Consider the following 13,692-nt stretch of genomic DNA (forward strand, 5'->3'; position numbering starts at 1 on the left):
GATAGCATGGGGGGCGCAGCAAACCACTATCGCCGGGAGGCATTCATGGACTGGCAGGGAAAAACGGCGTTCATCACCGGCGGGGTCTCCGGCATCGGTTTCGGCGTCGCGCGAGCCTTCTCCAATGCTGGCATGCGCCTGGCGCTGAGCTATCGCAACGAAGACTACAGGGCTCAGGCTGCGAAGTGGTTTGAGGAACAAGGCCGCGAGGCGCCGCTGTTCTTGAAGCTAGACGTCACCGACCGCAAGCGCTTCGCCGAAGTTGCAGATGAGGTTGAGGCGAATTTCGGCAAGGTGCATGTGCTCGTCAACAATGCGGGCGTCAGCGTCTTCGGGCCTACTGACGAGGCGACCTATGACGACTATGACTGGATCATGGGCGTCAATTTCGGCGGCAATGTGAACGGGCTCGTCAGCTTCATTCCGAAGATCAAGGCTCATGGCGAGGGCGGGCATATCGTCAATGTGGCGAGCATGGCGGCGTTCATCTCCGGCCCGCAGGCGGGGATTTACACGGCCAGCAAGTTCGCCGTGCGCGGCCTCACCGAATGTCTTCGCTACAATCTTGCGCCCTACAATATCGGCGTATCGCTGTGTTGTCCGGGGCTGACGAAAACCAACGCCTGGGATTCCGCGCTCAAACGTCCTGAGAGTTTCAAGGACAGCGGTCTTGGCGAGGTGAATAAGGCCGAGCTTGAGAAATTCGGGACCGCCTTCGATCTCGGCATGGAGCCGCTGGAAGTGGGTGAGAAAATCCTGAAAGGCATAACCGAGAACCGCGGATTGATCCTGACCCATCCCGAACACGGACCGGATATTCAGGAAATCTACGAGACGAGCATGGCGGCATTGCCGGACGAAGAGGCACCGGCAGGCCGCCTTGAGATCGAGCGTTTGCGGCGCGAGGGCAACAAGGCCGCCGCGGCGGGCCGCAAAATCAGCCTTGACGATTTGACCTAGGCCGCCGCCTTATCGAGCTGATCCTGCGGCGCCCACCAGCCATGCACTTGCGGGCGCAAACGGTGCGGGATTTTGATTTTCGCCACCGGCCCTTTCTGGATGTCGCCCGCATTCACAATCCAGGCTTCATGCTCGAAATCGTCTTCACCGGTTTGCCGGTCGATAATGAAGAGCAGCCAGCCGGGATGACTTTTCTCGGATGACACAATATGCGCCGGTTCGCTGATCGCGTGCCCCGGCGGCAGGGCGAGCATCTCTAGAGCGCCTGTTTGCGGGTTGACCGAGATCAGCGCATTGAAGGCCGCGCCCACCGGTCCGCCGAGGAGAGGCGGGCCTTTCATCTCCGGGTTCATGCTGAGATACCAGCCTTGGTCGTAAGGCCGGCCCTGGTCGGCGTCGCGAATGCGGCAAAGATCGCCCGGCGGCCCCAGCGGCGTTTCGGTGATCTCGTCGCCTTTGGGGTCGAAGGACCAGCGCACCAGTCCGCCTTTGATCTCCCATTGCGGAATGTCGATGCCGGACGGGCGGCGGATGAATTCGAACGCGTTGGTTTCGGTTAGGTGCTGATCGAGGTGAATGCGGCCGTCTTCATCCTCGAAGCAATTCATGAAGTGGAACACCGAAACCCCTTTCGGGCCCTTGATCCAGTGCATTTCCTTTACATCGCCATAACGCGGCATCACGCCGATCCAGCTTTCGCGATCCGGCTCGTGCACCCAGTGAACGCCGCCGTCTTTCAGCCTTCCGAGATCCGCCGTTGTCGGAAAGACAGGGAAGACCGCGTAGTTCTTTGTGATGACGAAGTCGTGCATCAGCCCGCAATAGGGCGCATCGAACCATTGTTCGCTGATGAGCTCGCCATTCTTGTCGGCAATGCAATAGGCGACCTTGGTCGACGCAAGGCCGTCCGCTTCATAACCGAAAAAGAATAGCTCGCCGGTTTCCGGATCGACGCGCGCATGGGCGGTCATCGTCTCCGACTTTAACTTTCCGCCGAAATCATAGGAGCCGACTGTTTCAAGCGTAAACGGATCGACGCGATGGGCGCGGCCATCCTCCTTCGCCATCAACAGCTTGCCCGCATGCCAGATCGGGGTCGTATTGGAAACGGTGCGGTTGACGCCTTTCACCGACGGATCGTCCGTGTAGGGATTGCGATAGCGGCCGAACAGCGCTTTGCCGGCTTTGACTTCGGCTCTGTGACGGGGTGTCTGCACATACTTGATGTCGAAATCGACAGAACCGTCTTTCTTGAACCACAGACGCGAAATCATGCCGTCGCCGGAGATCGCCGTGTCGTCCTCGTAGAGCGGCGGGAAGGCGGGGTCGGGCACTGCCCGGAAAAACGCGCCCCGGACATCGGCCGGAATCTCGCCTTCGACCACCAGCCCCTTCAGGGAATATTCCTCGCCGACAGGCGTGTTGAGGAACATGAAGTCGACGGTTTTTGGAAAGTCTTTCATGCCGAAACTCCAAGACGAGGTTTATTCAAACCAGTAAGCGATGGCGCGCATCTCTATGCTGCCGCGCGGCGGCGTGTCGGCCGGACAAAGCGGATTGTCAAAGGCGCTGTGCGGCGTGTGATGAGGTTTGGAAGGGTCGCTGTCATTGGTGATGAAGACGAGCGCCTCGTCCGGCGTCATGTCCGGAAACCAGACCCAGCGATGTCGCGGCGACGCCTTCACGAGAAGCGCCGTGAAGGACCAATCGGGCTGTCCCTTCATGTCGAAGATCGCATCCGCCTCAATGAGGTCTTCAGGATCAAGCGTGCGCGAATCGCAAATCGTTAGAGGCACGTCCTGCGGGGGCGGGGTCAGCACGCGCCAGACATTGTATTGCGCGGCGCGTTTCACCTTCGCGCCATGCGGCGCAGACGATTGTGCAAATTGCACCGCCGTTTCGTCATTGATGTCGATATGGATAAACCGCGCCGGCCGGGAATTGTTGAGCTGGCCGCTCTCCGCCGATTTTTCGCCAAATCGCAACACGCCGGGCGAGTTGACAATAGCCTTGTCGGCGCCTGTCAGCTTGACGATCAGCTCTTCGATTTCGCGCTTGTGTTGATCGTCAAACGCTGGATCGCGGAAGTCCTGGACTTTGCTGCGATGCGAAACAAGCGCGAAACCTTCGCGATCGAGGGAAGGCGGCGATTGCCGTCCGTCGACAATTTCGACGGTTTGCGGATCGAGGCTGAGGATGTCGCGCGACTGGTCGTTTGCATGAAACCGTGGCCGTCCCTCCATGGGCTTGGCGTAGTTGATTTCACCTTTAACAGTAGCGCTCATATTCCTTACTTTGGCGGTCGCCCCGGCATTTGAAAAGACGTTAAATCGCCCCTTTCATGCGCTTTTCACCACCTGTCGAGACAGGCTTCGCCATGGGTGGCGATTGGAGTTTTCCTGAAAGGTCAATGAAGACCAACCAGGATCGCAAGATTTGCGAACGCGTCACATTATAGGGTCGTCAAAAGGACAAGCAGGTTCATGAAAGACGTAAAAGGAAAAACAGCATTCATCACCGGCGGCGCGAGCGGCATCGGTCTCGGCATTGCGAAAGCGTTCTACAACGCCGGCGCCAATCTGGTGCTGGCCGATGTGCGCGACGATCACCTGAAGAGCGCTGCGGAGTTTTTCAACGATCCTGAGCGTGTTCTTTGCCTGAAGCTCGACGTCACCGACCGTGAGGCCTACGCCGCCGCCGCAAAGCAGGCTGAGGAGAAATTCGGCAAAATCCACATGCTCTTCAACAATGCGGGCATGGGCGTTGGCGGGCCCTTGGCGAAACTCGGCTTCGACGATTGGGACTGGGGCCTTGGCGTCATGATCGGCGGGGTCATAAACGGCATTCACATTTTGCTGCCCTATATCCGCAAACATGGCGAGGGCGGGCATATCGTCAACACGGCGTCCAAGGCGGCGCTGGTGCCGGTGACCGCGTTTTCCATTTACGGCACGGCGAAGGCTGCGATGCTGGGGCTTTCGGAATCCATTCGCGGCGAACTTGCGCCGGACAATATCGGCGTCTCGGCTTTCTGTCCGGGTCCGGTCAAATCCAACATCGCCCAGACCGGAAAAATCCGGCCGGACAAATATAAAAAGGACACCGGTCTTCTCGAAACCGAGCAGCAGCTTTCGGAGCGCCCCGTTTCGGACTTGTGGATGAGCGCCGAAGAGTGCGGGGAGCGTGTGTTAAAAGGCGTCTTGAATAACGATCTTTACATTCTCACCCATCCGGAGTTCAAAAAAGGGACGGAAGAAAAATTCAACGCGATCCTCAAATCCTTCCCCGACGAGCCTATCAACGAAGAGCGGGCGAAGGCGATTGCGTTCTTGTTGCGCAACCCGATTTTTGATGAGATCAACGAACGATAAACGACCAGACAATTTCGCTTAAGGAAAGACGCGCCGGATAAGTCCGGCGCGTTTTTGTTTTCGGGCGCTTATTCGCCGAAGACTTCTTTATCTTCATTCGCCCGCGCGATGATGTAGGCGCGCACCGCCTCGAGGCCGTCTTCGTCGAGCACGCTGGCGAAGGAGACCATGCCGTTCTCGCTGAGCGCGCCGCCAAGGACGACATTGGCGAACTGTTCCGGATCGTGCGGAATCGCGGAGTAGCGGAGGTCCGGCAGAAGGCCGGCGCTGTGCGCGGCGTCGCCATGGCAGACTGCGCAGTAGCGGCCATAGAGATAGGAGCCTTCTGCAACCGTTTCCGCTGAGGCTTCGAGCGGCGGCGGCGCGAGATGCTGGACCGCTGGGACCGGTTCCGGCGGCAGAGCGTCCTCACCGTCGAGGGCGTAGACAAGCAGGCGGCTGTAATTGGGCGTCGTCGCGCCGATGGCGCCGAGTTCGCCAGGCGCCAGCGCTTCGACGCCGCCCCATCCGGCCACCACGGCGACATACTGGCGTCCATCGATTTCGTAGGTTGCAGGACCCGCGACAATCCCGGTCTGCGCATCCGAAGACCAGAGCTGCTCGCCGGTCGCGGCGTCATAGGCGGCGAAATTTCCGCCTTTCGTGCCTTGAAAAACAATGCCGCCGGCCGTGGTCAGCGTGCCGCCATTGCCGGCGCCGGGATAGGGGACGCCCCAGGCTTCCTTTTGCGCGACGGGATCCCAGGCGACAAGACGTCCGCCGACGGTTGCTTTGACCGCCTCTTTGACTTCCGGAATGGCGGGCAGGGCCGCCGCGCCGAAGTCGACGCCATTGTTGAAGCCGCGCGGTTCGGGCTTGTAGTTGGGATCCGGAAAATACGGGAAGCCGCCGATATTGACCGGGATGTAGACGAGACCGGTCTCGGGATTGAAGCTCATCGGGTGCCAGCTATGGGCGCCGCCGGGGCCGGGCACGGCGACAAAAGGTTTGCCGGTTTTGTCGAAGCGCGCCTCAGGGTTTTCAATCGGCCGGCCGGTTTCAGGGTCGACGCCAGTGGCCCAGTTGACCGGCGCAAAGTTGTTGGCTGAAATGAATTCGCCGGTCGCGGCGTCCAGGACGTAGAAGAAACCGTTTTTCGGCGCCTGCATCACCACCTTGCGCGGCGCGCCGTCAATGTCGAGCGTAGCGACAATGATCTGCTGGGTCGCGGTGTAGTCCCAGGTCTCGCCCGGCGTCGTCTGGAAGTGCCAGACATAGTCGCCCGTGTCCGGATCGAGCGCGACAATGGACGACAGGAAGAGGTTGTCGCCGCCGCCGGGGCTGCGGAAAGACTGGTTCCAGGGCGAGCCGTTGCCGACGCCGATGTAAAGCAGGTCGAGTTCGGGATCGTAGGCCATGGAATCCCAGACCGTGCCGCCGCCGCCGAGTTTCCACCATTCGCCGTTCCAGGTTTTGGCGGCCAGCGCCATGGCGTCGTTTTCAAACCCTTTCGCCGGGTCGCCGGGCACGGTGTAAAATCGCCAGTCGATGTCGCCGGTTTCGGCGTCATAGGCGGTCACATAGCCGCGGACGCCGAATTCGGCGCCGCCATTGCCGATAATGACCTTGCCTTTGACGACGCGCGGGGCGCCGGTGATTGTGTAAGGTTTCGAGCGGTCGACAGTGACCTTGCTCCAGAGTTCTTCGCCCGTGCCGGCGTCGAGGGCGACGAGCCGTCCGTCGAGCGTGCCGAGATAAAGCTTGCCGTTCCAGGCGGCGAGGCCGCGATTGACGACGTCGCAGCAGGCTTTGACCGCCGTGTCGCCGGGGACCTCCGGATCGTAGTCCCAGAGTTCGCGTCCGGTTGCGGCGTCATACGCCTTCACCTTCGACCAAGCGGTGGTGATGTAGATCACGCCGTCGATGACGAGCGGCGTCGCCTCCTGCCCGCGATTGGTGTCGAGGTCCTGATGCCAGGCTAGGGAGAGGCGGCCGATCGTGTTGCGGTTAATCTCCGTGAGCGGGCTGAAGCGCTGCTCGCTGTAGGTCCGGCCGTGCGACATCCACTGTCCCGGTTCCTGATCCGCCGCGAGAAGGCGCGCCGACGTCACATTTGCGTGTTCCGCGGGAGCCGCCGGCGAAGCTTCAACCGCTTGGGTTTCCATTGGAACGGCGGCATCCGGCGCCTCTGACCCTCCGCAACCGGCCAGAGCAAGACTGGCGGTTATGGCCATGATGGCGGGCCGGCTCCCCCCAAAAGGCGGAAACACTCGCTGAATCATTGTGAAAGCTCCTTAACCCCGAAAGCGGTACGAGGTCAGGGATATCGCCTTCAACGGCCTTTGCAAGCGCCACCAACGCCGAAGAAACCTGCCTTCTGCGGGGTTGCTGCGGCGCAGCATGACGTTGCGCTGCAGCAACGATTTCGCTCGCGCGGCGGCGAAAAATATGTTTGTCTTGCATACAAAATTGCCTGTCGCTGAGAAATGTGATAGGACATAACAAAACAAACAAAAAATGATCCATCGGGAGGAGTCGTACTATGCTGCACCTGTCGACCAAAGATTTCGCCGGCGCCTCGAAAGTGACGCGCTGGAACGATATCGTCGCCGAGGTATTCACCCCGTTAGAGACCAGGCCGTTCAGTCCTGACGAATTTGAAGGCGCGGTGGATAGCGTTCAACTTGGCGATATCTTCCTCGCCAATGTCACGGCGAGCCCCGCGACCGTGACCCGGACGGCCCGCCATGCCGCCTCGAGCCGGGAACGGCATTATTTTTTCCATCTTCAGTTGGAAGGCGACTTGCGTGTCGCGCAGGACGGCCGCGAGGCCTTCCTGAAGCGCGGCGACATGGTGCTTTGCGACAGCGCTCTTCCGTACACGCTGGAATATGAAACCAACGCTTCGACGCTGGTGATGATCGCCTCACCGAATGACGTGAAACGCCGCCTGCCTGCGCCGGAGATCGCGCTTGGCCAACGCCTCAGCGGAAGCGAAGGATTGTCCGCGACGCTTTCCGGCATGCTCTCAAGCGTCTGGCATCAGGTGAAAAGCGGCATGGACATGGAAATCGGCGAGCGCGTCGGCAACAATCTGCTCGACATGTTCGCAACCTCCTGCATGGAGGCGTTTGGATCGCGAATCGCGGATTCTGCAGTCGCCTCTGCGCGGCGCAGCCATATCCGCTGCTACATCGAATCCAACCTTAAAGATCCCGAACTGACGGTTGCGTCGATTGCGGCGGCCTTCCGGATTTCACCGCGGTATCTTCACATGCTGTTTGCGGAAGAAGATGAAACCATTTCCGGCTTTATCCGCCGCCGGCGCCTTGAAGAATGCAAGAAGCGGCTTGCAGACCCCATGTGGCGTCACCGCTCCATTACGGAACTGGCTTACGCTTGGGGTTTCAACAACACGACGCATTTCGCGCGGGTGTTCCGTGAACGTTACGGCGTTTCCCCGCGTGAATACCGCAACGCCAGCATCGCCGACAAACAGCCGCTGCACTGAAAATTCAGCGGTCAGTCTTCGATGACCGCATCGATCAGAGAAGGCCCTTGGCTCGCGAAAGCGTCGCCAGGGGCATTTTTCATTTCAGCGGCGGCGGCGCGCGCCCGGATGTTATTCGCCAAGTCTTTATTAATGAAAATACGCGCTGAAATCGTGTAGGCTTTATGCTAAGCGCGGGAGCAATCGCGAATATCGGAGAGCCTCTTCATGCACGATCTGGTTCACTTCCATGCGCAGGCGACGCCGGAGAAGAAGGCGATTGTCGATCTCCAAACGAGCGAGTCTTACGATTATCGGCATGCAGATCAACGTATTTCCCAGATTGCATCTTTCCTGTTGAAAGCGACGAATGGAAAGCGCGGCGAGCGCGTCGCCATGATTTCGCGCAACAGCGCCTTCATGCTGCTCGTTCATTACGCCTGCGCCCGCGCAGGCCTCATTTTCGTGCCCCTGAACTGGCGCCTCGCCCCGCCTGAAATCGGCGCACTGATCGAAGACGCGCAGCCATCGGTCTTGATCTGGCAAACGGAATTCGAAGCGCTGGCGGAGCCGGGTTTCGGCATGGTCGATCCGTCCCGCCAATTCCGGCTTGCGGAGACGGGAGAAAGTTTCGCCAAGGATGAATCGGAACAGTTCGTTGCGAATACGCAAGCCGCCGATGATGATCCGATCACGCTGCTTTATACATCGGGAACGTCGGGCAAATCAAAAGGCGTAATCCTCACCCATAAAACAGTGCTTTATTCCGCGCTCAATTTTGCGCAGTCATCTGCTGTTGACAGGAATACTGTCTTTCTCTGCGACATGCCGCTGTTCCACGTTGCTGGTCTTCTCGCCGTTTCGCGCACGCCGCTGTTTTTCGGGGGAACGGTTCTCGTCTCGCAGAAATTCGATCCGGTGAATACGTTCAAGAATCTCACTGACCCGGCGCTTGGCGTCACGCATTATTTCTGCGTGACCCAGATGGCGGCGTTAATGCGCGAGAAAAATCCGCCGGGCGCTATGAAAAAACTGGCGCATCTGACGGCCATCCAGACGGGTGGCGCACCGAACCCGCCGGCGGCGGTGAGAGCCTGGGCGGAAGACGGCGTTTCCCAGGTCGACGGCTTCGGCATGACGGAGATCGGTTCCGCTTTCAGCATGCCGCCCTATGATGTGCGGATCATCAGAGAAAAAGCGGGTTCGGTGGGCATGCCGTCGCCGTTCACGGAAGGCAAAATCATGACGCCGGAAGGCATTGAAGCAGAGCCAAACGAAATCGGCGAGCTTTGGGTGCGCGGGCCTAATGTGACGCCGGGTTACTGGAACAAACCGGTTGAGACCGCCGCAAGCTTTGAAGGCGAGTGGCTGAAAACCGGCGATTCCGCGCGCAAGGATGAAGACGGGTTTTACTACATCGTCGACCGCACCAAGGACATGTTCATCTCCGGCGGCGAAAATGTGTACCCTGTCGAGATCGAGGCGGTGCTCGCTGAGATGCCGGAAATTCTCGACTGCGCGGTGATCGGCGTGCCCGATCAAAAATGGGGCGAGGTGGGGGCGGCGATCATTCTCTTAAAAGATGGCGGCGCCAGTATGACTCCGGAAGGCGTAATCGCCTTCGTGAAGTCGCGCCTTGCCTCCTACAAAGCGCCGAAGCATGTGCGCTTCGTCGACGATCTTCCGCGCACGCCCTCCGGCAAGGTTCAGAAGCACAAACTGCGTGACGCCTGGACCGGGTAGCTTTCAGGGCGGGCGAATTTGCGAAGTCAGATTGTCCTGATGAGGAATAATCCGGAAAACACCCCAACGCCCCTTAATTGCCAAGGCGCATGAGCGCGGCTAGCGTGACGCGCAAAAGAACAATGTTATCGGCGAGGGAAACGTGACGGCAGGACAGACGACGCCTGAGGCGACAGGAAAACCGCCGCTTCGGACAGTAAAGCGCGGCGCTGCCTATCAGGTGGTTCTAGTTGGGCTTCTCAGCCTCAATTTCGGCATCGTCTTCTTTGACCGCAATGCGCTCAACTTTCTCATGCCGTTCGTTCAGGCGGACCTCAATCTCACCAACACGCATGTGGGCATTCTGGCGTCGGCGTTGTCGCTCACCTGGGCGATCGGCGGCTTTCTCATCAGCTCCGCATCGGACAGGGCGGCGAACCGCAAGGGGTTTCTCCTCGTCGCCATTGTCATCTTTTCTCTCTGTTCGGTGCTTTCCGGACTTGCAACGTCTTTCCTGATGCTTCTCGGCGCACGCCTTTTGATGGGCGCGGCGGAAGGGCCGATTAATCCGATTTCTCAAACGCTCGTCGTGCGCGAGGTCGACCCGCGCCATCGCGGTCTCGCCATGGGCGTCATGCAGAATTTCGGCTCGAATTTCTTTGGCTCTTTCGTGGCGCCGGTCGTGCTGGTGGCGATTGCCGCCGCCTGGGGCTGGCGCAACGCGTTTTTCCTCGCCGGCATTCCGGGGATCATCACGGCGCTCCTCATCTGGAAGTTCATCGACGAACCTCCAGAGGAGCCGAAGGTAAAAGGCGCCTCCGACCGGCTGACGCTCAAGGAGGCATTCTCCTACAAGAACATTGTCGTCTGCTCGGTCGTCTCGGTGCTGCTTGTATCGTATCTCGTCATCACCTGGGCGTTCATGCCGCTTTATCTTACACAAGTTAAGGGCGTCGATCCCGGCGTCATGAGCTGGCTCATGGGAACGCTCGGAATTTCGGCGACGATCGGCAGTTTCGTTGTCGCAGGACTCTCGGACCGCATCGGGCGCAAGCCTGTGCTAGTGGCGATCCCGTTTCTGGGCGTGATCCTCCCGCTCGGCGCCATGTTCTTTGACGGCTCGCCCTGGATCTTGGCCGTGATCTTTTTCTTCGGCTGGGCGCTTAACGGATGCTTCCCGCTCTTCATGGCGACTGTGCCGTCGGAAACCATTCAGTCGACGCATGTGGCGACGGCGCTCGCCCTTGTCATGGCGACGGGAGAAGTCTTTGGCGGCGTGCTCTCGCCCTTCTTCGCCGGTCTGGCGGCGGATCGATGGGGATTGTCGGCGCCACTCTGGATTATTTTCGGTTTCGCCATTGCGGCGGGAATCTGCGCTACGGCGCTCACCGAAACCGCGCCGATCAAACGGGCGCAGGCGGCGCCGCCTACGCCCGGTCTTTAAAGGTCATTTCTTGGCGTAGCGTTTGGCGTCCATTTCGGCGCGCGCATCGCGGTAACGCATCATCGCCTTGTGGCGTTTTTCCTGGCCTTCCTTGTCGCTGTCCATAGGCGGCAGGGCGTCGATCACCTGTTTGAACGCCATTTCCAGCATGGGCCGCGATTCCGGATAAGGAATAATGTAGAACTGATCCTTCTCCATCGCAGCTTTTGTGTGCTGCGCCAGTTCTTCGGGCTCCATCCCTTGCGAATAGATCTCGCGCAGGGCGTTCAGCTCGTCTTCATCGACGTCATAGCCGGAATTAGAAAGATGCGCCGGCCGCGTGTCGACGGACTCGGCGATATTCGACTTGATGTTGGCTGGGCAGAGCACCGACACGCCGATGCCATAAGGCGTCAGCGCGTCGCGCATGGCCATGGTGATGCCGTGCACGGCGAATTTCGAGGCGGAGTAAATCCCGGCGACGCTCGCCGCCACGAAACAACCGAGTGATGCTGTATTGGTGATATAGCCGCCCTTGCCGCGTTCGATCATGCGCGGGACGAATGTCTGCATGCCGTTAACGACGCCGTTGAAATTGACGTTCATGATCCAGTCATAATCGTCATAGGTAGCTTTTTCGAGCGGCCCAAAAATAGAGACGCCCGCCGTGTTGAAGAGGAGCTCCACCGGCCCCATGGCTTTTTCGGCCTCATCGGCGGCTTCGGCGTAGGCGACGCGATCGGTGATGTCCAATTCCACGCCGTGGGCGTCGATGCCGCGGGCTTTCAGTTTCTCTAGCGCTTCATCGATGGCCGGGCGGCGGATATCGGCGATGACGATCTTGCACCCTGCATCTCCAAAAACGCAGGCCTGCCCGAACCCTGCGCCCGAGGCGCCGCCGGTGATGAAAGCGGTCTTGCCTTTGAAATCTCGCATTGTGTAGCTCCCTTACTTAAGGCTGTTTTGTCCCGTCTGGCATCGATCATAAGCATCGGGGAAGCGATCTCACCGTCCAACGCGGAAGGCTTCGCGGAATGGCGCATGATGTTGCGCTTAAAGGCGTTCAGCGTTCGTCCCAAGCTGTTGGATGACGGACTGGAAACTGGAATTGGTCGGGGATCGCTCTATAATTCCGGAACCGCGCAAGGGAGGATTTGCATGACGGACAGCGACAAATTGGCGAAGCTGGAAAAGCGCATTGAAACGCTGGAGCATGATCTCGGCGTTCAGCAGGACATTAATGACGTCCGCAAGCTGCAGTATGCGTATGGCTATTTCATCGACAAGTCGCAGTATGACGAAGTCGTCGATCTTTTCGCTGAAGACGGCGAGGTTTGGTTTCTTGGCGGCATCTATAAGGGAAAAGCCGGGGTCAAGCGCCTTTATATCGATCGCTTCCGCACGCATTTTACCGACAACCACAACGGCCCGCGCTATGGCTGGCTGCTCGATCACCCGCAGCTGCAGATGATCGTCGATGTCGCGCCGGATCGCAAAACCGCGAAAGTGCGCGGCCGCTCCATGATGCAGGCCGGGACGCACGAAACCGCCGCCGGCCAGCAGCGCCAGTGGTGGGAAGGCGGCATTTACGAAAACCAGTATGTGCGCGAAGACGGCGTCTGGAAGATCGCGCGGCTCGCCTATTTTCCGCACTGGCATGGCACGTTTCAGGAAGGGTGGGGCAAGACGCCCATCGATTTCATCCCGATGGCGACGGTCACTTATCCGGAAGATCCGCTCGGTCCCGATTCCCTTATCGACCCCGCGCCCCGGCTCTGGCCGGCGACGGACATCGTGCCGTTTCATTATCCGCATCCTGTGACTGGCAAGCCGATCAAGATCGACAACAGCCGCGCGCGGGAAGGCTATAAAGACTGAAGCGGCCGGGACGCCGCAAGGAGATGGTCATGAGCGAAAGCGTTGACGCTGAAATTTCCTATTTAAAACCGACCTCTCTCATCAACCGGCGCTTCTGGGCGCCTGGGGAGGAGGTCAACACAGGCGAATACGAGCCCTATCCGGTTGTCATTCGCAATGCGCGCGAGGCGGCGAAGCCGTTTACGCTTGATGAGCACGGCTTTGCCATTGCGTCTTACCCGACCAAGCTGGACGATTTTGAAGACAAAGCGAAAATCGCCGCCATCTACGATGATGAAGTCAAACGAATTGCCATGGACATGACCGGCGCCGATCATGTGGCGCTGATGGGCGGGCAGTTGCGCACCAGCGGCAAGACCAGCGCCATTGTTCAGCCGCCGGCAGCCGAGGCGCATGTTGATTTCAACAATTTTACGTCGAACCGTCTTGCGAAGATGCTTTATGAAAAGACCGCGCCTGACGGTCTGGGTTTCGACAGGTTTATCATTTTCAGCCTGTGGCGCGTATTAAGCGATCCGCCGCAGGACTGGCCCCTGGCGCTGTGCGAGGCGGCGAGTGTCAACGATAATGAGGGGGTTTCAAACACGAAAGTGGATGTGGACGAAATCCCGCCCTATGAACGACGTTTCGATCCGATCCCCGGCGAAGAAGAGATGGTCGCGGCGACAATCTTTTTTCACAATCCCGATCATCGCTGGTGGTATTTTCCGGACATGACGAAGGATGAGGTCGTTTTCATCAAGTTTCACGATTCCGATCACAGCCGCGCCTGGCGTACGCCCCACACAGCTTTTCATGACGCCAGCCGGAAAGGCGCCAATACGCGCGTCAGCTACGAAGTGCGCGGCGTCGCGTATTTCCAGAAATAA

The 13,692-nt window shown here is 59.2% G+C and carries 11 protein-coding genes; 7 read left to right on the plus strand and 4 right to left on the minus strand.

The window, feature by feature from the left end; translation table 11 throughout:
* Positions 1-45 precede the first annotated feature (45 nt).
* On the plus strand, positions 46-960 hold the full coding sequence (locus tag ACQY5P_RS01150; protein ID WP_428409004.1) for an SDR family NAD(P)-dependent oxidoreductase: 915 nt from the start codon (positions 46-48) through the stop codon (positions 958-960).
* Here ACQY5P_RS01150 and ACQY5P_RS01155 read toward each other — a convergent pair.
* Positions 957-2,423, minus strand: a complete 1,467-nt coding sequence (locus ACQY5P_RS01155) for a carotenoid oxygenase family protein (protein ID WP_428409005.1) — start codon at positions 2,421-2,423, stop codon at positions 957-959. The two genes, ACQY5P_RS01150 and ACQY5P_RS01155, sit on opposite strands and share 4 nt — an antisense overlap.
* Before the next feature lie 21 nt (positions 2,424-2,444).
* Positions 2,445-3,245, minus strand: a complete 801-nt coding sequence (locus tag ACQY5P_RS01160; RefSeq protein WP_428409006.1) for a CmcJ/NvfI family oxidoreductase — start codon at positions 3,243-3,245, stop codon at positions 2,445-2,447.
* Positions 3,246-3,443: 198 nt separating this feature from the next.
* Between ACQY5P_RS01160 and ACQY5P_RS01165 the strand changes: the two genes are divergently transcribed.
* The gene (locus tag ACQY5P_RS01165) at positions 3,444-4,331 is read left to right on the plus strand and encodes an SDR family NAD(P)-dependent oxidoreductase (protein WP_428409007.1); all 888 of its coding nucleotides are present in this window, start codon (positions 3,444-3,446) and stop codon (positions 4,329-4,331) included.
* Between the two features lie 68 nt (positions 4,332-4,399).
* On the opposite strand, the gene ACQY5P_RS01170 is transcribed toward ACQY5P_RS01165, so the two are convergent.
* Positions 4,400-6,475 carry a PQQ-dependent dehydrogenase, methanol/ethanol family gene (locus tag ACQY5P_RS01170; protein ID WP_428409008.1) on the minus strand — a complete coding sequence of 692 codons (2,076 nt, stop codon included), beginning with the start codon at positions 6,473-6,475 and terminating at the stop codon, positions 4,400-4,402.
* A 377-nt stretch (positions 6,476-6,852) separates the two neighbouring features.
* Between ACQY5P_RS01170 and ACQY5P_RS01175 the strand changes: the two genes are divergently transcribed.
* From ACQY5P_RS01175 to ACQY5P_RS01185, 3 genes are all read left to right on the plus strand, one after another.
* Complete coding sequence (locus tag ACQY5P_RS01175) at positions 6,853-7,821, plus strand: helix-turn-helix domain-containing protein (RefSeq protein ID WP_428409009.1); 969 nt, start codon at positions 6,853-6,855, stop codon at positions 7,819-7,821.
* Between the two features lie 207 nt (positions 7,822-8,028).
* Positions 8,029-9,543 carry an AMP-binding protein gene (locus tag ACQY5P_RS01180; protein WP_428409011.1) on the plus strand — a complete coding sequence of 505 codons (1,515 nt, stop codon included), beginning with the start codon at positions 8,029-8,031 and terminating at the stop codon, positions 9,541-9,543.
* Between the two features lie 142 nt (positions 9,544-9,685).
* On the plus strand, positions 9,686-10,966 hold the full coding sequence (locus ACQY5P_RS01185; protein ID WP_428409012.1) for an MFS transporter: 1,281 nt from the start codon (positions 9,686-9,688) through the stop codon (positions 10,964-10,966).
* Between the two features lie 3 nt (positions 10,967-10,969).
* Here ACQY5P_RS01185 and ACQY5P_RS01190 read toward each other — a convergent pair whose 3' ends face one another.
* Positions 10,970-11,881, minus strand: a complete 912-nt coding sequence (locus ACQY5P_RS01190; protein WP_428409013.1) for an SDR family NAD(P)-dependent oxidoreductase — start codon at positions 11,879-11,881, stop codon at positions 10,970-10,972.
* Positions 11,882-12,103: 222 nt separating this feature from the next.
* On the opposite strand from ACQY5P_RS01190, the gene ACQY5P_RS01195 reads away from it, so the two are divergent.
* Together ACQY5P_RS01195 and ACQY5P_RS01200 are read left to right on the plus strand one after the other, a co-directional pair.
* The gene (locus tag ACQY5P_RS01195; protein WP_428409014.1) at positions 12,104-12,823 is read left to right on the plus strand and encodes a nuclear transport factor 2 family protein; all 720 of its coding nucleotides are present in this window, start codon (positions 12,104-12,106) and stop codon (positions 12,821-12,823) included.
* A gap of 29 nt (positions 12,824-12,852) precedes the next feature.
* On the plus strand, positions 12,853-13,692 hold the full coding sequence (locus ACQY5P_RS01200) for a CmcJ/NvfI family oxidoreductase (protein ID WP_428409015.1): 840 nt from the start codon (positions 12,853-12,855) through the stop codon (positions 13,690-13,692).

This window comes from Hyphococcus sp. (genome assembly GCF_965267305.1).
Taxonomy (GTDB): Bacteria; Pseudomonadota; Alphaproteobacteria; order Caulobacterales; family Parvularculaceae; genus Hyphococcus.